Source organism: Pectobacterium brasiliense (assembly GCF_016950255.1).
Taxonomy (GTDB): domain Bacteria; phylum Pseudomonadota; class Gammaproteobacteria; order Enterobacterales; family Enterobacteriaceae; genus Pectobacterium; species Pectobacterium brasiliense.
Map to the genome: position 1 here is coordinate 690,751 of NZ_JACGFN010000001.1, position 22,490 is coordinate 713,240.

At 51.8% G+C, this 22,490-nt stretch carries 22 protein-coding genes; 12 read left to right on the plus strand and 10 right to left on the minus strand.

The window, feature by feature from the left end; genetic code table 11:
* Complete coding sequence (gene aztC, locus H4F65_RS03170; protein ID WP_010274839.1) at nt 1-930, plus strand: zinc ABC transporter substrate-binding protein AztC; 930 nt, start codon at nt 1-3, stop codon at nt 928-930.
* 39 nt (nt 931-969) lie between these two features.
* Nucleotides 970-2,214, plus strand: coding sequence for a zinc metallochaperone AztD (gene aztD / locus H4F65_RS03175; protein WP_039319526.1), 1,245 nt, complete (start codon nt 970-972; stop codon nt 2,212-2,214).
* A gap of 52 nt (nt 2,215-2,266) precedes the next feature.
* On the opposite strand, the gene zigA is transcribed toward aztD, so the two are convergent.
* Entirely contained in the window at nt 2,267-3,490 is a 1,224-nt protein-coding gene (zigA, locus tag H4F65_RS03180; RefSeq protein WP_010286368.1) for a zinc metallochaperone GTPase ZigA, read from the minus strand.
* A gap of 164 nt (nt 3,491-3,654) precedes the next feature.
* On the opposite strand from zigA, the gene zinT reads away from it, so the two are divergent.
* Nucleotides 3,655-4,341, plus strand: coding sequence for a metal-binding protein ZinT (gene zinT / locus H4F65_RS03185; protein WP_039319679.1), 687 nt, complete (start codon nt 3,655-3,657; stop codon nt 4,339-4,341).
* A gap of 109 nt (nt 4,342-4,450) precedes the next feature.
* On the opposite strand, the gene H4F65_RS03190 is transcribed toward zinT, so the two are convergent.
* The 4 genes from H4F65_RS03190 to ascF all read right to left on the minus strand — a co-directional run bounded on the left by H4F65_RS03190 (nt 4,451) and on the right by ascF (nt 8,841).
* Nucleotides 4,451-4,837: a VOC family protein gene (locus H4F65_RS03190; protein WP_010286363.1), complete on the minus strand. Its 387-nt coding sequence runs from the start codon at nt 4,835-4,837 to the stop codon at nt 4,451-4,453.
* A gap of 49 nt (nt 4,838-4,886) precedes the next feature.
* Nucleotides 4,887-5,687 (minus strand): histidinol-phosphatase, encoded by an 801-nt coding sequence (gene hisN, locus H4F65_RS03195; RefSeq protein WP_010286361.1) that lies wholly within the window; start codon nt 5,685-5,687, stop codon nt 4,887-4,889.
* 222 nt (nt 5,688-5,909) lie between these two features.
* The gene (locus H4F65_RS03200) at nt 5,910-7,340 is read right to left on the minus strand and encodes a 6-phospho-beta-glucosidase (protein ID WP_010286360.1); all 1,431 of its coding nucleotides are present in this window, start codon (nt 7,338-7,340) and stop codon (nt 5,910-5,912) included.
* 40 nt (nt 7,341-7,380) lie between these two features.
* A complete protein-coding gene (gene ascF / locus H4F65_RS03205; RefSeq protein WP_010286358.1) occupies nt 7,381-8,841 on the minus strand; it encodes a PTS cellobiose/arbutin/salicin transporter subunit IIBC in 1,461 nt (486 codons plus the stop codon).
* A 372-nt stretch (nt 8,842-9,213) separates the two neighbouring features.
* Here ascF and H4F65_RS03210 point away from each other — a divergent pair, with 372 nt between their 5' ends.
* Nucleotides 9,214-10,239, plus strand: coding sequence for a LacI family DNA-binding transcriptional regulator (locus tag H4F65_RS03210; protein ID WP_039319522.1), 1,026 nt, complete (start codon nt 9,214-9,216; stop codon nt 10,237-10,239).
* 109 nt (nt 10,240-10,348) lie between these two features.
* The gene (locus H4F65_RS03215) at nt 10,349-10,672 is read left to right on the plus strand and encodes an NIPSNAP family protein (protein WP_010286351.1); all 324 of its coding nucleotides are present in this window, start codon (nt 10,349-10,351) and stop codon (nt 10,670-10,672) included.
* 134 nt (nt 10,673-10,806) lie between these two features.
* Here H4F65_RS03215 and H4F65_RS03220 read toward each other — a convergent pair whose 3' ends face one another.
* The 4 genes from H4F65_RS03220 to H4F65_RS03235 all read right to left on the minus strand — a co-directional run bounded on the left by H4F65_RS03220 (nt 10,807) and on the right by H4F65_RS03235 (nt 13,764).
* Nucleotides 10,807-11,427 carry a DJ-1/PfpI family protein gene (locus H4F65_RS03220; RefSeq protein WP_010286349.1) on the minus strand — a complete coding sequence of 207 codons (621 nt, stop codon included), beginning with the start codon at nt 11,425-11,427 and terminating at the stop codon, nt 10,807-10,809.
* Nucleotides 11,428-11,786: 359 nt separating this feature from the next.
* Complete coding sequence (locus H4F65_RS03225; RefSeq protein WP_072014200.1) at nt 11,787-12,014, minus strand: hypothetical protein; 228 nt, start codon at nt 12,012-12,014, stop codon at nt 11,787-11,789.
* A gap of 182 nt (nt 12,015-12,196) precedes the next feature.
* Nucleotides 12,197-12,703, minus strand: coding sequence for a ClbS/DfsB family four-helix bundle protein (locus tag H4F65_RS03230; RefSeq protein ID WP_010286347.1), 507 nt, complete (start codon nt 12,701-12,703; stop codon nt 12,197-12,199).
* A gap of 80 nt (nt 12,704-12,783) precedes the next feature.
* Nucleotides 12,784-13,764, minus strand: a complete 981-nt coding sequence (locus tag H4F65_RS03235; protein WP_010286345.1) for an LLM class flavin-dependent oxidoreductase — start codon at nt 13,762-13,764, stop codon at nt 12,784-12,786.
* A 426-nt stretch (nt 13,765-14,190) separates the two neighbouring features.
* On the opposite strand from H4F65_RS03235, the gene H4F65_RS03240 reads away from it, so the two are divergent.
* Complete coding sequence (locus H4F65_RS03240) at nt 14,191-15,387, plus strand: M20 peptidase aminoacylase family protein (protein WP_010286343.1); 1,197 nt, start codon at nt 14,191-14,193, stop codon at nt 15,385-15,387.
* A gap of 336 nt (nt 15,388-15,723) precedes the next feature.
* Here the strand turns inward: H4F65_RS03240 and H4F65_RS03245 are convergent, their stop codons facing one another.
* Complete coding sequence (locus H4F65_RS03245) at nt 15,724-16,269, minus strand: flavin reductase (protein WP_010286337.1); 546 nt, start codon at nt 16,267-16,269, stop codon at nt 15,724-15,726.
* 319 nt (nt 16,270-16,588) lie between these two features.
* Between H4F65_RS03245 and H4F65_RS03250 the strand changes: the two genes are divergently transcribed.
* The 6 genes from H4F65_RS03250 to H4F65_RS03275 all read left to right on the plus strand — a co-directional run bounded on the left by H4F65_RS03250 (nt 16,589) and on the right by H4F65_RS03275 (nt 22,443).
* The gene (locus tag H4F65_RS03250) at nt 16,589-17,917 is read left to right on the plus strand and encodes an LLM class flavin-dependent oxidoreductase (RefSeq protein ID WP_039319517.1); all 1,329 of its coding nucleotides are present in this window, start codon (nt 16,589-16,591) and stop codon (nt 17,915-17,917) included.
* 22 nt (nt 17,918-17,939) lie between these two features.
* Nucleotides 17,940-18,875: an ABC transporter substrate-binding protein gene (locus H4F65_RS03255; protein WP_010285693.1), complete on the plus strand. Its 936-nt coding sequence runs from the start codon at nt 17,940-17,942 to the stop codon at nt 18,873-18,875.
* Between the two features lie 69 nt (nt 18,876-18,944).
* Complete coding sequence (locus tag H4F65_RS03260; protein ID WP_010285689.1) at nt 18,945-19,928, plus strand: ABC transporter substrate-binding protein; 984 nt, start codon at nt 18,945-18,947, stop codon at nt 19,926-19,928.
* Between the two features lie 84 nt (nt 19,929-20,012).
* Nucleotides 20,013-20,567: a GNAT family N-acetyltransferase gene (locus H4F65_RS03265; RefSeq protein WP_010285686.1), complete on the plus strand. Its 555-nt coding sequence runs from the start codon at nt 20,013-20,015 to the stop codon at nt 20,565-20,567.
* An 82-nt stretch (nt 20,568-20,649) separates the two neighbouring features.
* Complete coding sequence (locus H4F65_RS03270) at nt 20,650-21,594, plus strand: amino acid ABC transporter permease (protein WP_010285685.1); 945 nt, start codon at nt 20,650-20,652, stop codon at nt 21,592-21,594.
* Between the two features lie 24 nt (nt 21,595-21,618).
* Nucleotides 21,619-22,443, plus strand: coding sequence for an amino acid ABC transporter ATP-binding protein (locus tag H4F65_RS03275; RefSeq protein WP_010285684.1), 825 nt, complete (start codon nt 21,619-21,621; stop codon nt 22,441-22,443).
* Nucleotides 22,444-22,490 lie beyond the last annotated feature (47 nt).

Here is a 22,490-nt window from a genome sequence, read left to right on the forward strand (position 1 = left end):
ATGAGAATTATCACGACGCTTGGCGTTGCCGTTCTGCTTTCCCTGTCGCTACAGGCCAGCGCCAAGCTTAACGTCATCGCCAGCTTTTCCATCCTTGGCGACATGGCGAAGAATATCGGTCAGGATCGTATTGAACTGCGTACCCTCGTCGGCCCCAACAGCGATGCGCATGTCTATGAGCCATCCCCAGCGGATGCGATTGCCATGGCCAAAGCTGACGTGATCTTAATCAACGGATTACAGTTCGAGGGCTTTATCAATCGGCTCATTCAGGCCAGTGAGAGTAAAGCGCCGGTCATTGAAACGACAAACGGCGCGGAAATTATTCGCGACCCCGCCGGTGGTCATTACCATTTCTACAATGGCAAAGCCGTGTTTCACGCTGCGCCTTTCGATCCCCACGCCTGGCAGTCGTTGCCCAATGCGCATATCTACGTGAAAAACATTACTGCCGCGTTTTGCGCAGCGGATAAAAGCGGCTGCGAAACTTATCAGGCGAATGCTAAAACCTATGAGGAAAAACTGACCAAACTTGGCGTAAATATTAATAACGCGCTAGCCCGTATCCCGGAATCACGTCGTACCGTCGTGGTCGGTCACAATGCCTTTCGCTATTTCGAACACGAGCACGGCATTCACTTTTTATCCCCTCAGGGAGTATCGACCGAGTCTGAAGCCTCTGCCGCAGATGTCGCCGGCATTCTGCGCGAGATAAAGAAAAATCATGCCGCTGCGGTCTTCGCGGAGAATATCTCAAACCCACGTCTGGTGGAGCAAATTGCCTCCGAATCCGGTTTATCCGTCGCGGGTGTGCTCTATTCCGACGCACTTTCCGATCCTTCAGGCCCGGCACCGACTTATATCGACATGATGCAGCACAACGTCAACACCATCGTGTCAGCGCTGGCCGACGACAAGCACGTCCCCTAATCTCATCCAAATTCGGACTATTTTATAATGGAGAACTACATGAAAAAGCGTTTATTACCGCTGTCCATTTCAGTGCTTTTGCTGGGCTCAGTTGGCTCGGCAATGGCAGCAGAAGAGGACGTTACCGCCTGGCGCTTGTTCGTCGCCGATCACGATAAGCCCGTAGTGAATGTGATTGACGCACTTGATGGCGACAAACTGACGTCCTTCGATCTGAAAGGGCCCGCGGCACTCTATCGCAGTGAAAGTGGGGCTACGGTATATGCCGTTCAGGGCAGCGCAGGCACTGTATCGATGATCGGCTCTGGGATTTCGTTTCACGATCACGGCGATCACGCTGATATTGACATTGATGAACCCAAGCTACTGAAAACTCAGCTAACTGGCGGCAAACCGGGTCACTTCGTTGAGCGTCAGGGTAAGGTCGCTCAATGGTTTGACGGCGAACGCTACACGATGGTCTATAGCGAAGCCGCCGCGCTGGATGGCGTCAATGACGCGAAACGCGTGTTCGTCAGCGTCCCGCATCATGGTGTTGCCGTGCCGTATGACAACCATGCCGTTGTCTCTGTCCCGAACCCAGAAGACGCGTCCAAACGCCCGATTGGTGCCCGAGTGATTAGCCTGGATAGTAAAACTGTCGGCGACAATGTGGCCTGTCCGGGTCTGCATGGATCTGCCGGTTCCGGTGACACTTACGCCCTGTCCTGCGAAACCGGTCTGCTGCTGATCACTCAGAAAGGTGATACGCCTGAAATACGCCATCTGCCTTACTCCAGCACATTACCGAAAGGCAGCGTCTCCACACTTATCGGTGGCAAAGGTATGCAGTATTTCATCGGTAACTATGGCCCAGATCGCATTGTGCTTATCGACCCAACCGAAGCCCAAAGTTTCCGCCTGGTGCAACTTCCGACCCGCCGCGTACATTTTGCCGTCGATCCGGTACGTCCGAAGTTCGCCTACGTCTTTACGGAAGATGGCAAGTTAAATCAGGTTGATGTGCTGAAGGGGGAAATTACCAAATCAGTGCGCGTCACGGAGCCATACTCTATGGACGGTCACTGGAACGATCCGCGTCCACGTATCGCGGTTGCGGCTGACAATATCTATATTACCGATCCTCTGAAAAGCAAAATTCACATGCTGAACGCCGCGGATTTGAAAGAAACCAGCGCGATTACGGTACAGGGGCAGCCTTTCAATATTGTTGCCGTTGGCGGTTCAGGCAAAGTGCATGAACACGGTCACTCCCACGACCATGACCATGACCATCAGCATTAATAGCTAAAAGAAAAGGCCTGAAAAATCAGGCCTTTTTACATTCGCCACACATTTAAGATGCAAACCAGGGCTCGATCGGGTCTGGATAATCTAACCACATCGCCAGACCTTCTTTCATTTCTTTGTCCGTTAGCAGTGCGGCATTCAGACGGGCTCGCAACGCGTGCTCATCCATATCGATACCGATAAATACCAGTTCCTGCCGCGCATCGCCCACGCCATCTACCCAAATGGAACGAATGTAATCCAGCGATTCGCTATCTGTTGGCCACCTTTCTTTTGGCGCACTGACCCACCATGAACCTGCTAACCCCTGACGCGCTACGCCGCCTGCCTGAGACCACGATCCGGCATATTCCGGGCGACTTGCTAACCAAAAATAGCCTTTAGACCTGACCACACCGGTGAGCGAATTTTCCATGACCTGAGCGAAGCGAGCAGGATGAAACGGCCGGCGCGCGTGGAAAACAAAACTGGTGATGCCATATTCCTCCGTTTCAGGCGTATGCTCGCCACGTAGCTCTTTCAACCATCCGGGAGCCTGCGCCGCTTTGTCGAAATCAAACAATCCCGTGTCGAGCACCTCGTTCAGCGGCACAGCGCCAAATTGTGCATCAAGTATTTTTGCTCCCGGATTCAGTGAACGAATAATCGCAACCAGCTTCTGCTGTTGCGCCGCATCAATCAGGTCGGTTTTGTTGAGGATAATGACATTGCAGAACTCGATCTGGTCGATCAGCAAATCCACGACGCTGCGCTCGTCACCCTCTCCTAACGATTCTCCGCGTGAATGGATGCTGTCCACTGACGTGTAATCTTTTAAGAAGTTATATCCGTCGACAACGGTCACCATCGTATCCAGCCGAGCCACTTCAGAGAGGCTTTCCCCATCGTCACCCGCAAACGTGAATGTCTCTGCCACCGGAAGCGGCTCCGCGATACCGGTTGATTCAATAACCAACTGATCAAAACGCCCCTCTTTCGCTAGCCGATTAACCTCGATCAGGAGATCTTCACGCAGCGTGCAACAGATACAACCGTTACTCATTTCAACCAGCTTTTCGTCCGTCCGTGAAAGCTCAGCGCCGCCGGCTCTCACCAGTGCAGCATCAATATTCACTTCTGACATGTCGTTGACGATCACCGCGACGCGGCGGCCAGCACGATTATTCAGAATATGGTTAAGTAACGTGGTCTTTCCCGCGCCGAGAAAGCCGGATAGTACGGTCACAGGTAGTCTTGCATCTGCTTTCTGTTGAGCTACAACGTCAGCCATATTTCACACTCTCTAATGATTTGCATTGTTACTTTTCTGCTTCGGAATGGTTCATCACCACGAATGTTTCGCTTTTAAACAAGCATTGCGATAATCTTTCCATGTATTATTTGATATGTTATAACATAACAATTCGATCATGGAAAATCATTGAGGGTTTGATTTTGTCTAATAATATTAAGAAACTTGCACTCGTTCTGGGGACACTCTTCGTAACCGGTCAGGTCGCCGCGCATGGCGATCATTCGCATAACCATTCTCATGGCCATACTCACGCTCATTCACATGGTGCGCCCATGACCGACATTGAAAAGAAAGCATCCAATGGCGTTTTCAATGACAGCGATGTAAAAGACAGAGCGATTACCGACTGGGAAGGAATGTGGCAATCGGTCTACCCGATTATGCTATCGGGTGAGATGGATCCCGTGTTCAAAAAGAAAGCTGAAAGCGATAAAAGCAAAACATTTGAACAGGTTAAAGATTATTACCGCAAAGGTTACGCCACCAATGTTTCAGAAATAAAAATTGATAATGGCGTAATGACGTTCTACAAAGATGGCGAAGTGACCTCATGCCATTATGACTATTCTGGACATAAGATCCTGACCTATGTATCGGGTAAAAAAGGCGTTCGCTATCTGTTTGAATGTAAAGATGCCCAGTCAAAAGCACCGAAATACGTTCAGTTCAGCGATCACACCATTGCACCGCGTAAATCCGCCCATTTCCATATCTTTATGGGAAATTCGTCGCAAGAAGAGATTCTCAAAGAAATGGACAACTGGCCAACGTATTACCCGTATCAACTCACCAGCGCTCAGGTTGTTGATGAGCTGCTGCATCATTAACAGGCGTTGAATCCCTTATCAGAAGGCATGGTCTGTTTTCAGGCTATGCCTTCTGACCCGACGCCAGAGGAATGAAGCCAGTTTATACAGCATACGCAAAGGTTCCGGATCAGTCTGAAGTTATCTCAATCAGGTTACCATCTGGGTCGCTGACGATCGCTTCGTAAAATCCGTCCCCCGTCATTCGCGGTTGGGCAACCAGAATGCCGCGTTCTGCCGCTTTGCTGGCTAATGCTTCGACATCCGCTTTGCTCCCGACCGAAATCGCGACGTGCGCCCAGCCGCAGCCTTCTTTATTGGTTAGCGCTTCTGCCAGCACCGGCAGCGTCATCAGCTCAATAGATGCGCCTTCACTCAGTTGAACAAAATGTGATTCAAAACCGGGACGATTCCGGCTCACATACTTTTCCCCCACCTGAGCGGAGAAGAGTTCTTGCCAAAATGCCGCCTGCGCGGCCAGATCGGCTGTCCATAACGCCACGTGTGCCACTTTCATCATGATTCCTTATTAGCCGTTATCTTTTACTGGTTTTACCAACAAGCGGTTATGACCGCGTTCCATTCAGAATGGCTAACACTTGTTGGTGTAGCTCGGGATTACCGGTCGCGACTACCGTGCCGCCCCCTTCCGCTCGTTGTCCGTTGAGATCGGTAATGATGCCGCCCGCCTGCTCAATAATCGGGATCAGCGCAACAATATCGTAAGGCTGTAATGCAAATTCCACGCAGATATCAATCTGGCCTGCTGCCAGCATCGCCATCGCGTAACACTCGCCGCCATAGCGCGTCATGAGCGTACTTTCTGCCAGATCTGCGAAGCAGACCGCGGGGTGCATAGCCAGCGCTTCCGGCGCGGTAGTGTGAAGAATCGCCTGTTCGAGCGACACGCCTTTGCGCGTACTTAAACGCATTTCCCCCTGCCGATCGCTGCGCCACGCCTGTGAACCATCGGCCCAGAAGCGCTCCCCGGTAAACGGCTGGCTCATCATCCCCATCACGGCGCGTTCATGGTGCAGCAGGCCGATGAGCGTTCCCCACACGGGTAGCCCACATAGGAAAGGCCGGGTTCCATCGACGGGATCTAAAACCCAACGCATCGGACCTTCCCCGCTCAGGCCAAATTCTTCGCCCATGATCGCGTGATCGGGGTAATAGCGCGTGATGTGCTCACGAATGACCCGCTCAGCCTCCCGGTCGGCTTCCGTGACCGGATCAAAGCGAAAGCCCTCTTTTGGCTTCGTCTCAATTTGATTGGCGGTAAGGGAACGAAAACGCGGTAACGTTTCCTGACTCGCCAGCGTGGCAAGTTCATGAAAAAAGGCAATATCGGGAAGCGACTGACTCATAGTGTTTTACCTTCCTATCGCGTTGGTCTGACAGCGTTGTTGAGTACTGACGATGATAAACCGCAATGCTCACTATAGCTCGATTATGCATTATTCCGCATAATTAACCCGCTCGATTATGCACAAAGCAGTCAACCACCACTATTCACGTTCTTCGCATTTTTATAAAAAAATAGCCCCCACACGTCTCCGTCAGGGGGCTATAGCAGTAACCTTATTGCCTTAGCTCAGGTCGGCACCGTTGCTGGCAATCACCTTCTTATACCAGTAGAACGATTTCTTTTTCTTTCTGGCTAATGTGCCTTCACCTTGGTCATCGCGATCCACATAGATGAAACCGTAGCGTTTGCTCATTTCACCGGTGGAGGCAGAGACCAAATCGATACAGCCCCATGAGGTATAGCCGATGACCGGAATACCGTCGCCAATGGCGTCCGCCATCGCGCTGATGTGCTCGCGCAGGTAGCTGATGCGATAGTCATCATCAATCTCGCCCTGTGCGTTAATCTCGTCCTTCGCACCCAGCCCGTTTTCTACCAAAAACAGCGGCTTCTGATAGCGGTCATACATCATATTCATGGTGATGCGCAGGCCCAGAGGGTCGATTCCCCAGCCCCATTCACTCGCCTTGATGTGCGGGTTCTTTAACGACTTCACGATGTTCGCCGCGCTGCTGTTGTGCTCGTTCATATCCGCCGAGGCACAGCGGGAGGCGTAATAGCTGAAGGACACAAAGTCCACCGTGTTCTTGAGAATCTCATCATCGCCCGGCTCAGAGGCAATCGTGATGCCCTTCTCTTTAAACAGACGGCCGGTATACGCCGGATAGGTGCCGCGTGCCTGCACATCGATAAAGAACAGGTTTTCCCGATCTTTATTCAGCGCCGCCCAGACATCTTCCGGTTTGCACGACCACGGATAGAAATTGCCACCGGCCAGCATACAGCCGACCTGATTTTCTGGGTTAACCTCATGCGCAATCTTCGTCGCCAGCGCGCTCGCCACCAGTTCATGGTGCGCCGCCTGGTATTTCACCTGCTCCTGGTTTTCCCCTTCGGCAAAAACCAGCCCCGCGCCAGAAAACGGACTATGCAGTAAGATATTGATTTCATTGAACGTCAGCCAGTATTTCACCAGTCCGTCAAAGGCTTCAAAACAGGTGCGAGCATAGCGGGCGAAAAACTCCACCATTTTCCGGTTACGCCATGAACCGTACTCGGTGACCAGATGCATCGGCACATCGAAATGGCACAGCGTCACCAGCGGCTCGATGTTGTACTTCTTGCACTCGGCAAACACATCGCGATAAAAGGCGATGCCGTCTGCGTTGGGCGTCAGCTCATCGCCGTTCGGGTAGAGTCGACTCCAGGCGATGGAGGTACGGAACACCGTGAACCCCATTTCTGCCATCAGCGCGATATCTTCTTTATAGCGATGATAGAAATCGATCGCCTGATGGCTGGGATAAAACTCATCCTCGCGCAGCGCGAAACGCGGTTCTTGCCCCAGTTTCACCGGCAGACGATTCACGCCGTGGGGAATCATATCTACCGTCGTCAGTCCTTTACCGCCTTCAAGGTACGCGCCTTCTGCCTGATTGGCCGCAATCGCGCCCCCCCATAAGAACCCATTGGGAAATATTGATGCAGACATACGCTATTCTCCTTCGTACTTCAGCTAATTAGTGCTTAATTTAATTCGTGTTCACTGCGTGCTGCGGCGCGGAAACCTCATCGCCCTGTACGCGTTTCTCTTCCGGTTTTTCTTCGACTGGGATGTCTTCAAAGCCCAGCAGCAAAGTGACGAAGAAAGAAATCACGACAGATAGAAGCATGACACCGAATACCCAGGCAATACTCATCGGGTTGGTCGGGTCAAAGAACTGCACGCTGGTAAACAGCCCCGGCGACGCCATTGAATGGCTTGCCAGTCCACCAATACCGGCAACGGCACCACAGATAAAACCGGTAATTAAACAGGCGATCAGCGGACGCTTCAGACGCAAAGCCACACCGTACAGCGCCGGTTCAGAGATCCCGGCAACAATGGCCGAGGCTGCCGCCGCCAGCGCCGTCTGGCGCAGTTCCGGGTTTTTGGTGCGCCAGGCAACCGCCAGTGAAGAACCGCCAAGTGACAAGTTTGCGCCGATTTCAGACGGCATTACCATGCCTTCTTTGCCGGTTTCAGCGATGGTTTGAATGATCGTCGGGGTAAACACGCGGTGCATACCAGTCATTACCAGCAGCGGCCAAATAGCGCCCATGATGGCAACGGACAGCCAGCCCAGATAGTCATGCACGGTATACACCACCGCAGAAATGCCGCTACCGATCCAGATCCCAATCGGGCCGATCAGCATGATGGCAATCGGGGAGGCAATCAGCACGATTAGCATCGGTTTCAGGAAGTTTTTGGTCACCGCTGGCGTAATGCGGTCTACCCATTTTTCAATGTAAGACAGAATCCAGGTCATACACAGCGCCGGAATGACGGTGTAGGTATACTTCACCGCCGTAACGGTCAGCCCCATAAACACGACCGGCTGACCCTGCGCCGCTTTTGCCATCAGATCAATAAACGTCGGGTGAACCAGCACCCCGGCGATAGCAATCGCCAGCGACATATTGGTTTTGAATTTTACCGCCGCAGATGCCGCCACCATGATCGGCAGGAAGAAGAACGCGCCATCACCAATCACGTTCAGAATCGTTATCGTCGATGCACCCTTTTCAAACAGCCCGGTCATATCGAGGATCATGGCGAGCAGTTTTACCATCGAGCCGCCGATAATTGCCGGAATGAGCGGTGACATCGTGCCAATCAGCGCATCCAGAATCCCCGCGCCGATGCGTCGCAGCGTAATTTTATTGTTCACCGGTACGGCTTTTTCAGCCCCAGCACCTTCTGGCAGCAGTTTCACCACCTCGGCATACGCCTGAGAAACGGTGTTGCCGATGATGACCTGGCACTGGTTATCATTTTTCACGACACCTAACACGCCGCTTATCGCCTTCAATTCGGCTACATTCGCCGCATCATTATCTTTCAGCACAAAGCGCAGACGGGTCATACAGTGCGTCACGGCAGCGATGTTATCAGTACCACCGATGGCATCGACGATCGAACGGGATACAGCCGCATAATTCTTTGACATGGATAGACAATCTCTCGTAATCGCGCGCGCTACACCCAATTCAACACACCGTTCAACACGTCCAAAACGGGAATATCACTTGATGCACGCACATTTATTATTCAATTTCATACAGTTATGAAAGTATTCATGCCGGTATCCCTGCTCCATGCAACGTGATGAAACGCCGATGGGTAACCGGTTCCACATGATAGTGTTTATATATGAATGCAATTTCAATTATTTTGTTATGAATATTTTTCTTATGTGATCGCGATCGTCATGAATAGCGTGTTACTCCCCTCGATCGCTTCGGTTCTGCACTCATCACCCTGCTGCTACCAGCCTAAAGTGTGTAAAATGATGGGAGTATTCAACGTCTCAGGATGTCCCATGTCGACAATGCAGGAAGTGGCGAAGAAAGCAGGCGTATCGAAAGCGACGGTGTCGCGCGTGCTATCGGGCAAAGGCTATACCAGTGAAGAAACCAAAACGCTGGTCTATCGGGCCATTGAGGAGACGGGATATCGGCCAAATTTACTGGCGCGGAATCTGGCAACCAGCAAATCCGCCTGTATTGGTTTGGTGGTAACCAACACGCTCTATAACGGCAGCTATTTTAACGAACTGCTGTCACAGGCCGCCAAGAAATTGGAAGACAACGGGCGCCAGCTAATTCTGGTCGATGGCAAACACAGCGCCGATGAAGAGCGCGCCGCGATTCAATTCCTGTTGGGGTTACGCTGTGATGCGATCATCATCTATCCCCGTTTTCTCACCGTGGATGAAATGGACGACATCATCGAGAAGCATAAACAGCCGATCATGGTGGTTAACCGTAAGCTGCGTAAACACCAGAGCCACTGTATCTGTTGCGATCACAAAGGTTCCAGCTATAACGCCACGCAGCATCTGATTGCGCGCGGTCATCGAGATATCGCGTTTATCACCGGTTCGCTGGATTCGCCGACCGCTATCGAACGTCTTTCCGGCTATAAAGATGCCCTGACGGCGGCCAATATCGCGGTACGGGATGAGTTGATTGTGAAAGGAAAGTGGACACCGCGCAGCGGATCGCTCGCCATTAACGCCCTACGCGATAACCGGGTATCGTTCAGCGCCGTTCTCGCCAGCAATGACGATATGGCGATTGGCGCGATAAAAGCGCTGGATGACGCTGGCGTTGCCGTACCGCACGACGTTTCTGTCGTCGGGTTCGATGATATTCCCACCGCCCCGTTTTTGAAGCCGTCACTCTCCAGCGTCAAAGATCCGGTGAGCGATATGATCAACGAAGTGATTAACCGCCTGATCGCGATGCTGGACGGCGGCTATTTCTCGAAAGACAATCTGTTCTTGTCGGAGCTACAGGTCAGAGATTCCATTCAGAACGGGCCGTATGGTAATCAGCCCGTTTGAATCCGCTACGAGAAGCGGACAGTTATAGTTTTCACGGCAGATGGGAATTTTACTTACGCTTTGAATAGTGTATAAAAAACAGAATCTTATTTTTACATGAGGGAAAAGAATGATCACTTGTCACGTCAAATATATTATCGATCCCTATCAATTACACGAGTTTGAGAATTATGCTTCGAAATGGATCGAAATTGTGGAGTTGATGGGGGGCATCCATCACGGCTACTTCCTACCATCAGAAGGTGCAAATAACATAGCCTACTGTTTATTCAGCTTCGATAGCCTGACACAGTACGAAGAGTACAGGCTAGCCATTCTCAATAAGGCTGAATGTGTCGAACTGTTCAATGAAGCTAATCAGAAAAAGTTTATCCTTAGCTACGAGCGTAGTTTCATGAAGCCATTACTGTCTGACAATAGCATTCGCATGTAGTGCTGTGAAATGGCCAGCATGCAATGTAATGCAGTGGCTGAATCTGATAAGTCACTGTATTTCAAACAACGTCCGCTATTGGAAAATCCAGATTGAAGCAGTTTTTTGGCCCGTTCTGAACGAACAACGGAAGACTATATTCTTGATGGATGTTTTAACTCAACGCCAGAGTGGGATTCAAATCCCATTCCTTCTTTTATTCGTTCAACATTAGCTATGGATGTCAGTTTCTCTATTAAAGTAAATGCAACATTAATAGCTGTTGCCGGACTTTGGGACGTAATGATATTCCCGTCCACCACAATGGGGCGCTGAACAACGTTGACTCCCATTTCTAGCAACTGAGTTTGACGCTTACTACTCAGATGATAAGTTGTACCCGCTCGTCCTTGAAGAGCGCCACTCTTTGCTATTGCTAAAGCGCCAACGCAGACAGAAGCAATAATTTTGTTTTTGGCGTTAAATTTTCTAATCAGACTTAGAAGCCGTTCATCAAATGCATCTTCATAAAAACCAGCCCGACTCATCCCGCCAGGAATGGCAATTGCGTCAAAGCTATCATCATCAATCTCATGTAGTTGATATTCTGGTTCGATAGTGAAATTCCAGGCACACTTAACTTTTTGACGTAGACCAACTGTCACTAATTCTATGGGTTCTAATCCGTATGTTGTTGTCCAACCGATGGTATCTGTGAATACACTAGCCTCATATTCTTCTAATCCCTGGCAAAGGAATAAGAGCACTTTCTTCATCTTATGATATCCATGATAAGTACACTAATACGCAGTGACGATAGCACAAATGCTCTGCATTTTTAGCCTGTTGTTGGCACAGATCCACCCGTCAGATTACGTTTAGCTCTGCGCAGCAACATTGCCAGATCAGGTCTGAGCTAATAGAGATAAACCAATCGACGTGATTCAATCGTGCGTGTTCGACTGTCATTTTACGCTATTGACGTAACGAACCATGCCCTAACGCAATGACTACTATTAAGAAGATGCTTTTTGAAGAGGGATTTATGCAAATAAAGTGAAAAAAAGAAGACAACCTACGCACCGAAACGATCGTTTACAGCACGCGATTGCCATTTTATCCGTCTGATACCATCTTAAACGTAAACGTTAAGCTGGTTATTTTCCGTTGGGCGATTAACCCCATCGGCTATCGGTGGCTTAAAGACCGACGCGCTATTCTCATACGTCGTCCGAGTTCGGGTAGACGCGTCCTGATTAGAGTAACCAGACAGCTGCGACGAGCGAGAAATGCCCTGAACATGATCAGGTTTGTCAGGCATGGTGCTATATGACACTGGAGAAACCAGGTTAAGACCAATCATTTTTCTTCCCCCTATTCATCTCATCTGTCAGTAAAACTTACCTTGCTTATTACTGAGTATAGAACAGTCAAACAGGGGGAATATGTAAGGTTTTGTCTGAAAAAACACCGCTGACACGACACGAATAAACGCAAAGAGAAGGCAAACTATCAGCCTTTTATTTTTTATTATCTATCAGTTAGTTACTTTATTTTCTCCCACGCACGTAGCCGCCCAGCCGCATTTTTATAAGGCGAGGCGGTATTGAACTGAATCATCCGACCACGCGTCCACTTACCGTACCAGCATTCACCATAGAGCTGTGCATCGGTGTAACGTTCGACCAGCGCGATAAGCGCCAGTTTATTCGCGACAAGCCGAGCGACCAGTTCAGACCAATCGGTAATGTGAGCGAAGTCCTGATAGAATTTTTGCGCCAGTAAACCAAGCTGATTCCACTGGTAGCCCGTTTCTGGAAAATCGATGGCTTTACCCTGCTCTTCATGCTGATGCCATTTCAGCACCAGATTGCCCCAGCCCAGCAAATACGCCACCAGATTTGCCGCGCTCATCTGCGTACCCTGCGCATGCCCTGCCATTTCCGGCGAGAATGCGCGATCGGCGGGAACGGCCTCGATTCGCTTCATTAACAGCGCAAACTGACTGTTGATTGCCTTAATCAAGGCTTCCTTACTTTCCGGTACCGCCATCATCTTTCCCCGACTATTCTGCTACAGGTAAGTTAGGTTACTGATCAAACGGCGGCACCGCCTTGTCATCGCTCACGTTTTCAACGCTGCGCCAGCAGTCGAATCGACGCCTCACGCTCGCGGGGAGATGTCACGGGCGTATGGATGATAAACTCATCCACGCCAAAACGCTGATGGTAACTTTCCAGACGCTGATGAATATGCTCTGGCGTACCGTAAAGCACATTGCGCGGCTCCTGCACAATCCGGAAGTCAGTCGCGCCCGCCTGCCGAACGAAGTTGTCGGCCTGTTCCTGACTGCCTACCGTCAGCGGCGGCTTGTTCTCAATGTAAACTTTATAGTTATGCTGCGTGCTGGCCAGCGCCTCCGCATCCTCATGGCGCTCGGCGGCAATCACCGACAGCGACAGCAGCGTCTGGGCATTGGTGGGTTTCAATTCCCGATAACTCAAGAGAGATTCCGTCAGCAGCGTTTCACTGGCATTGATGAACCCGGCGAAGACAAAACTCCAGCCCAGCGAGGCGGCTAACTGCGCACTCTCCTGACTGGCACCCAACAGAAAGCACTGCGGCGTATGTTCAGGTAATGGCGTCGCATTCAGATGCTCGCCCGTCTCGTCATGACTGTCGAGAAAGCGGTTTAGCTGATGGAGTTTCTCCGTAAAAGCAACCCGCTGCGTCTCACCGATTTCCTGCTGTAGCGCACGCGTCGCCAGCGGCAATCCGCCCGGCGCTTTGCCGATCCCCAAATCCACACGCCCGCCCGCCAGTGCGCTGATCACATGAAAATTCTCCGCGACCTTATACGGGCTGTAGTGCTGCAACATCACGCCGCCGGAGCCAATGCGCAGCGTTGTCGTATGTGCCAGCAACCAGGTGATCAAAACCTCGGGAGACGACCCTGCTAACTCATCGGAATTATGATGTTCGGAAACCCAAAAACGGTAATAGCCGAGCGCTTCTGCCACTTTCGCCAGCGACACGGTTTGCGCCAACGCCTGCGCCGCATTCATTCCTTCGGCGATCGGACTTTGATCTAATAAACTGAGCTTATATCCCACGATGTTTCCTTATTTTCAGCGACTATCCGTTAGCGCTATTTATTGCAAGGCTATGCATGTAAAAACCCGTCATTTCAAAACGCCGTTTAAATAAATGGGGGTAATAAAAACCAGCCAGTGCAAAAGCAGAATAAGAAGAATGTTGCATAATAGTGTGAAATATAAATATCAATAATGGATTTTATTAGCAGATATTTTAATAAAGACGAAATTAACATCACGGTATAAAATAAATGACACCACTACGTCATTCGCGTCCCCTACTGGCGGCGTCACGGCTAACCCAGTAACGTAAAGGTAACAATATGGGACGTTTGAAATATGACGGGATAAAAAGGCATGAAATATAACCAGACGGTATTTATCCGTAGAGTGGCTATCGGCTACCTTTATCGTGTTTAAGTTTTGTTAAGGAGGTGTATTGATATGGCTGAATCTATCCCCTGTTGTGATACGTCATTCGAGCAGCAGTTAATTAACTGGCGACGACACTTGCATCAGTACCCAGAACTATCCAATCAGGAACACCAAACCACCGCGCACATTACCCGCTGGCTACAAGAGAAAAACATCCGCCTGTTGCCCCTTGCCTTAACCACGGGTGTCGTTGCCGAGATCGGTCACGGTACTGGTCCAACGATTGCGCTGCGAGCCGATATTGATGCGCTACCGATTGAAGAGTTGGTCGATGTGCCGTTTCGCTCTCAGCACGCTGGCGTCATGCATGCCTGCGGACACGATTTTCACACCGCCGTAATGTTGGGTACTACCTGTTTGCTGAAAAAACGCGAATCTGTCTTACCGGGTAAAATCAGGGTATTTTTCCAACCCGCAGAAGAAGTTTCTACCGGCGCTAATCAGCTCATCCGCGCCGGCGCACTCGCCGATGTCGCCGCCGTTTTCGGCCTGCACAACGCCCCTGAGCTTCCCACTGGCACCTTCGCGACACGCAGCGGCCCGTTTTATGCCAATGTGGATCGCTTCGCTATTCACATTACGGGCAAAGGCGCACACGCGGCCAAACCCGAACAGGGCATCGACAGCATCGTCACCGCCTGCAATATCGTCAATGCGCTGCAAACATTGCCCAGCCGCAGCTTCAGTTCGCTGGAGTCGCTGGTCATCAGCGTCACGCGCATTCAGGGCGGCAACACCTGGAACGTCCTGCCACAAACAGTAGAATTGGAAGGCACGGTACGCACCTACAATGCCGCGATTCGCGCGGAAATCCCGGAGCGAATTGAGCAGTTGATCGGCGGCATTGCCCTTGCACTGGGCGCAAAAGCGGAGCTGAAATGGTATCCCGGCCCGCCTGCGGTTGTGAACACCAGTGAATGGGCGGATTTCAGCAAGAAAATTGCCAGAGATGCGGGCTATCAGGTAGAAAACGCCGAACTGCAAATGAGCGGCGAGGATTTTGCGCTGTATCTTCAGGAGGTGCCGGGCACGTTCGTCAGCATTGGCTCAAACAGCGAATTTGGCTTGCATCATCCTCAGTTTAACCCGGATGAAAGCGCGATTGCGCCAGCCTCACGCTATTTCGCTCAATTGGCGGAAGCCGCACTGCATCGCCTGCGCACCACGAAAGTGACCCCACCACAGGCAGTGCTTTCTTCATCTTAATAAGTTGATCTACAAATACAATCACCTCCGCGCGATCGATTGGGCGGAGGTAACTATTCCCTAAATCATTCGCGTTGGCAAACTGGTGAAAAACCTATTTTCAGAACGAGAACGGGGGTAATGGAATAGAGGAGTAAAGCGTCCGCGCCAGGGACAAAAACGTCAGGAACGTTTTTGAACGTCGCTTGCGACGGCCCTGAAAGGGGGAATCTCAGGGATGAGATTCCTATCTGCGCGGCTCGAGCTTACAGGGAGGTACTTGCAGCGTCTTTACGATCTATCCATTACCACCACTCAACGCGCGTATATGGTTTAACGTATAGTCAGTGTATTTCATTAACCACGAACGGCATGATAACGGCGGGAAAAATACACCAAACCATCGGTGCTTTCGCCCTGCTTAATCGCTAACACCCGGCAAATGAAGATATCGTGCGTCGCCGCGCTCACCACCTCTTCAATCACGCAGTCAAACGCCACCAGCGCATCCCGCAATACCGGCGAGCCCGTGTGTAACACGTCCCATTCTGCCGCGGCAAACCGTTCTTCGGTAGAAGATCGGCTGCCAAACAGCGATGACAGCGCTTCATGATGAGCGGCCAGCGTATTGATACACAAATGCGTATTCGCCTGAAACGTGGGATATACCGACGATCCGCGATTCAGACACACCAGCAGCGTACCGGGCGTATCGCTGACGCTGGACACGGCGGATGCCGTAAATCCGGCCTTACCTGCCGGGCCATCCGTCGTAACGACATTAACCGCTGCGCTCAGCTTTGCCATCGCATCGCGAAACGCCTGCTGGTCAACGCTGGCAACCGCCGCAGAGAGAGCCGCGTCATTCGCGGTAACGAGTCGTTCAGCAACAAGATCAGACATTAAATGCTTCCTTTAAATACGGCGATAGACACGATCATTAACATTATACTAACAAAATAAGCCGCGTCATCATCTGAAATTTTCGAATTTCATTATCCATTTTTGTTGTTTTACATCACGTCTCGCCTCATCAATAGTGAAAACACGCCATTAACGCCCTATTAACCTTTCATTGAATACGTGAATGCCTATTGATGGCTTGTTGATTGATAGCCGGTTTATTGACGGACTGTTTTCACTTTCATGGAAGTACGACCAATTAATAATAAACATATTCAACTCATAACAAGCACATTCAATTAATAAAAGGTTCCTGATAATGAGTAAACAACAAACATCTTCAAACCGACAATTAAGACTGGGTTTAATATTACAAGGCGCAGCAGGAAATATGTCCGCGTGGCGACATAAAAACGTCGTACCCGACGCCAGCATTAATTTTGGCTTTGTTCTGGATGCGGTAAAAAAAGCCGAACAAGGGAAATTTGATTTTGTCTTCGTGGCCGACGGCCTGTATATCAATGAAAAATCGATCCCCCACTTTCTCAATCGCTTTGAACCTCTGACGTTATTGTCTGCGCTGGCTACCGTCACCACCCATATTGGTCTGGTCGGTACGCTCTCGACGTCGTATTCCGAGCCTTTCACCACCGCCCGGCAGTTCGCCAGCCTTGACCACCTGAGCAACGGTCGCGCAGGCTGGAACGTGGTGACATCGCCGCTGGAAGGATCGGCGAAAAACTTTTCCCGTGCACAGCACCCGGAACACGCGCTGCGCTACCGCATTGCCGATGAATTCCTTCAGGTGGCGAAAGGCCTGTGGGATTCCTGGGAAGACGATGCCTTTATTCGTGACAAAGCCAGCGGACAATTCTTCGATCCCGAAAAGCTGCACACGCTGAACCATAAAGGGGAATTCTTCTCGGTACAGGGGCCGCTGAATATTGGCCGATCCGCGCAGGGTCGCCCTATTGTGTTTCAGGCTGGTGCGTCTGAAGACGGCCAAAAATTGGCCGCCAAACACGCCGATGCCATCTTCACCCATCAACACACGCTGGAAGAATCGCAACGTTATTACCGCGAGGTAAAACAGAAGCTGGAAGAAAACGGTCGCCGGGCCGATCAACTGCATGTTTTTCAGGGCGTAAGCGTGATTGTCGGCAATGACGCGGAGGACGTAGAGCGCCAGTATCAGGAAACCGCACAGCTGGTCACGATTGAAGATGCTCTCAATTATCTGGGACGCTACTTTGAGCACTACGACTTCTCACAGCATCCACTGGATGAACCGTTCCCCGATATCGGCGATCTGGGGAAAAACAGCTTCCGCAGCACCACCGATGAAATCAAACGCAACGCGCAGGAAAAAGGCTTAACGCTGCGTCAGGTCGCGCTGGAAGCGGCGTCGCCGCGCCCCGTATTCAGCGGCACGCCCGAACAGGTGGCGGATGGCTTGCAGCTTTGGTTTGAAAACGGTGCCGCCGACGGCTTCATCATTCAGGGCGGCACGCCGGATACGCTCAACCATTTTGTCGATCGCGTCGTTCCCCTACTGCAACAGCGCGGCCTGTTCCGTCAGGAGTATCCCGGCTACACGCTGCGGGAAAATCTGGCGCTGGATTATCCGGTGAATCAATTCACGCGTTAATTCGCGCAACAGGAGATTCACCGTGAAGCGTTCCCCTTTTATCACCGTGACCGGTCTGGCGACATTATTGAGCGCCACACTGGTAACCCATGCGCAGGCGCAAGATGCGGGATTCGTTAGCCGTATCGACCTGAAAGCCAACCAAACGCCTATTCGTACTGAGAAAAACGCTGAGGCTATCGCGCAGATCCCGGCTAATTTCAAATTCGTGACGCCGGGAAAACTGACGATTGCCGTCTCGGCGCTCAGTTCACCGCCGCTGTCGCTGCTGGCTGACGATAACAAAACGCTTATCGGCAGCGATGCCGATATCGCGCGGCTGGTTGCCGACGGCCTCGGGCTGGAGCTAAAACTGGTGCCCGCCTCTTGGGAAGATTGGCCGCTGGGCATCACTGCGGGGAAATATGACGCCGCCATTTTTAATATCGCGGTGACAAAGCTCCGCAAAGAGAAGTTCGACTTCGCCACGTATCGCATTGATACGCTGGGTTTCTACGTGAAATCGACCAGTAAGATTACGTCGATTAACAAACCGGAGGACGTGGCGGGTCTGAAAGTGATTGTCGGTTCCGGCACCAATCAGGAAAACATTCTGCTGGGCTGGGATCGGCAAAACCGCGCCAACGGCCTTCCTCCCGTACAGCCTGTCTACGTCACCGATGATGCCGCCGCCAACCTGAGCATTCAGTCCGGGCGCGTCGATGCGTTTTTCGGTCCGCACTCAATAGGGGCTTATAAAGCCGCGCTGACGGGGAAAACGCGCATGGTAGGCAAAGGCCCGACGGTCGCTTACGTCGCGGTCACCACGCAGAAAGGTAACGGTCTGGCTCAGCCCATCAGCACCGCCATCAATGGCGCAATCCACAACGGCAGCTATGCGCAAGTGCTGGACCGCTGGGGTGAAGACGATGAAAAAATCACACAGTCCGTCGTAAATCCGCCGGGTATCGGCGATTAAGTAAAAATGGCACACCTAAAAAAGTGACATTGTCACCACTATAAATCATCACCTGCAAGGGAAAGACAGATGCAAAAAGAGCTCGCCTACACCATCGCATATTCATCCAAGACGCATCGTGTACGTCCATCGCTGTTGACAAGGCTACTGACGGGATCGCTGCTACTCGGGTCGCTGTCCGTTACGACTGGCGCGCAGGCGGCTATCGACCTGAAAGCCAATCAGCAGCCGATCCATGCCCCGAAAAATGCGGAAGCTATCGCACAGATTCCGGCTGACTTTACATTCGTCACGCCGGGTAAATTCACCGTGGCGATTGCCTCGCTAGGGTCGTCACCGCCGCTGGCGTTTCTGGCCGATGACAACAAAACCGTAATAGGCAGCGAGCCGGATATCGCCCGGCTGGTGGCAGACAGTCTCGGACTGGAACTGAATATCGTCCCCACTTCGTGGGAAGACTGGCCGCTCGGCGTCGCTTCCGGTAAGTATGACGCCGCCATCATTAACATCACCGTCACCAAAGCGCGTAAGGAAAAATTCGATTTCGCCACCTACCGCATCGACTCGCTCGGCTTCTATGTGAAATCCACCAGTAAGATTCAGTCCATCAAGGAAGCGAAGGACATCGCTGGACTGAAGATTATTGTCGGCTCCGGCACCAATCAGGAAGCAGTGCTGCTGGCGTGGGATAAACAGAATCGCGCTAACGGCCTGCCCGCTTTTCAGCCGATTTATGTCACGGACGATGCGGCCGCCAACCTGAGTCTGCAATCCGGTCGTTCAGATGCCTATTTCGGCCCCAACGTGATTGGTGCCTACAAAGCGGAACTGACTGGCAAAGTTAAACATGTCGGTACAGTCAACGGCGGCTACCCCAATGTCGCGCATATCGCGGTCACCACGCGCAAAGGCAGCGGGCTGGTACAGCCGATTAATACCGCGCTGAACGGCGTAATTAAAAGCGGTGAATACGACAAGGTGCTGAACCGTTGGGGCGAAAGTATCGAACGTATTGACCGTTCAGAAATCAATCCGCCGGGACTGGGCGATTAATATCGCCGATGGCTATCGGGACGCCACGCTCGACACACAATGGTTACCGATAGCTCAAATATGTTAACGAATCAGGAGCATCCCATGTCCGACGACATCTTCATTGTGACCCAGCCCGAGGACCCTATCGTGGCCCCTATTATCGACGGCCTGTTCGCGGAATATGAACAGCGCTATGGCGATTTTTTTGGTGAGCGGGAAAGCGATCCACCGGGAATCTACCAGCAGCCGCACGGCATTTTTATTGCGCTGCTGCGTCGAGGCGTACCGATTGCTACCGGCGCGTTTAAACGCTACGACAGCACCACTGCCGAGATTAAGCGGGTATGGACGGATAGCTCACTGCGTCGTCAGGGGCTGGCAGGAAAAGTGATGCAGGAGTTGGAGCAGCACGCCCGTCGGTTAGGCTATCAGCACTTTTTCCTGACCACGGGTTTCCGCCAGCCAGAAGCGGTGAATCTCTATCTGAGCCACGGCTATACGCCTCAGTTCGATATCCGCGTCGATCCCGCAACCTACAGTATTCCGCCTTACGATGGACGGCTGCCGTTTAAGAAAGCGCTGTTTGACGTAGCAGCGCCTCAGGCTGCCCGCCAAACGGAAGTCGATCTTATCGCTCGCCATTTGAAGGTGTGCTGACCCCAGCACACCGAGACTCACCCTGTGTGGTGATTAAAAGCAAAAGGACGTTTTTCAGAATCACCTTCAAAGGGTATCGATTATGACGCAATCTCTACACACGTCTTCTCAGCAAGCGCCGCTGGGCCAGACGCAGGAACCGCCGTTGCACGTTGTGCCCGCGCGTTATCCCTTTCGTGTTGCCGGTGCACTATTCTCCCTGTTTATTTTTGCCGGGGTTATTCAGTCAATCGCATTGAACCCGCGTTGGGAATGGGCGGTATTTGCCGAGTGGTTTTTCAATCCAGTCATTCTCGCCGGTCTGGGGCAAACGCTGCTGTTGACTGCGCTTGGCACATTATTCAGCATTATTTTCGGCACCGCATTGGCGCTGGCTCGGCTTTCGCCGTCTTATCTGCTGTCCACGCTATCGTGGCTGTATATCTGGCTATTCCGATCGCTGCCGCTGATTCTGGTGCTGATCATTCTCTACAATTTCTCGTATCTCTATGACGAGCTGGCGCTGGGAATTCCGTTTACCTCCGTTGTCTTCCTGCGCTATCCGACAATCGATTTACTGGATCAGTTTTCCGTCGCGGTACTCGGCCTGACGCTGGTGCAGTCCGCCTATACGGCAGAGATTATTCGCGGCGGTATTCTTGGCGTCGATGCCGGACAGTTTGAAGCCTCCGCTGCACTCGGTCTGCCCAGCAGTCGCCGTACGGTGCGCATCATTCTGCCACAGGCGCTGCGTTCGATTCTGCCGACCGGTTTCAATGAGATCATCAGTCTGGCAAAAGGTACGTCGATCGTTTACGTACTGGCGCTGCCAGAGCTGTTTTATACCGTGCAGGTCATTTACAACCGTACGCAGCAGGTTATTCCGCTGCTGATGGTCGCCACCATCTGGTATCTGCTGATCACCACGGTGCTATCCGTCATCCAATACTACGTGGAACGCTATGTGTCCCGCGGTGCCGTGCGTGAAATGCCGCCAACACCGCGCCAGAAACTCATCCGTTTCCTCACGCGCAAGCTCGCACGTTAATCTATCCGATTCAGGAGAGTCACTATGTCTGAAGCTATCGACTACTTTGCTCACGCGCGCACCACCGCACAGCCACAGGTAGAAAGCGCTCGTGGGCTGATTGAGATCCGCAACGTGGCGAAACATTTTGGCCAGCACAAAGCGCTGGAGGATATCAATCTGACGCTGGCACCCGGTTCTGTCACGGTGATCCTGGGGCCGTCCGGTTCGGGGAAATCCACGCTGCTGCGTACCATTAATCACCTTGAGCGCGTGGATGAAGGTTTTATCCGCATCGACGGCGACTACATCGGCTATCGGCGCAAAGGGAATACACTCTATGAATTGAAAGAAAAGGAAGTACTACGCCAGCGCATCAACGTCGGGTATGTGTTCCAGAATTTCAATCTGTTTCCGCACCTTTCCGTGTTGGAAAACATCATTGAAGCCCCGTTGGCGCATAAGCTGTATTCGCGTCAGGAAGCCGAAGACATCGCCTTTACTTTGCTGGAAAGCGTCGGCCTGCGCCATAAAGCCCAGTCTTATCCCCGTCACCTGTCTGGCGGCCAGCAGCAGCGCGTCGCCATCGCCCGTGCGCTGGCACTTAAGCCGAAAGTGATGCTGTTTGATGAACCGACGTCCGCGCTCGATCCCGAGCTGGTCGGGGAAGTGTTGGATGTCATCAAATCACTCGCCCGCTCCGGCGTAACGCTGGTTGTCGTCACGCATGAAATCGGCTTTGCGCGCGAAGTGGCCGACCGCGTCGTGTTCATGGTGGATGGAAAAATCGTCGAAAGCGGCGATTCCTGGCAGGTGCTGAACCACCCTCGCCACCCGCGGACGATCAACTTTTTGAATAAGGTGCTGTGAGGAAAAGAGAAGGTTATTCATCGATGACATACTCATGAGGCTCGCTA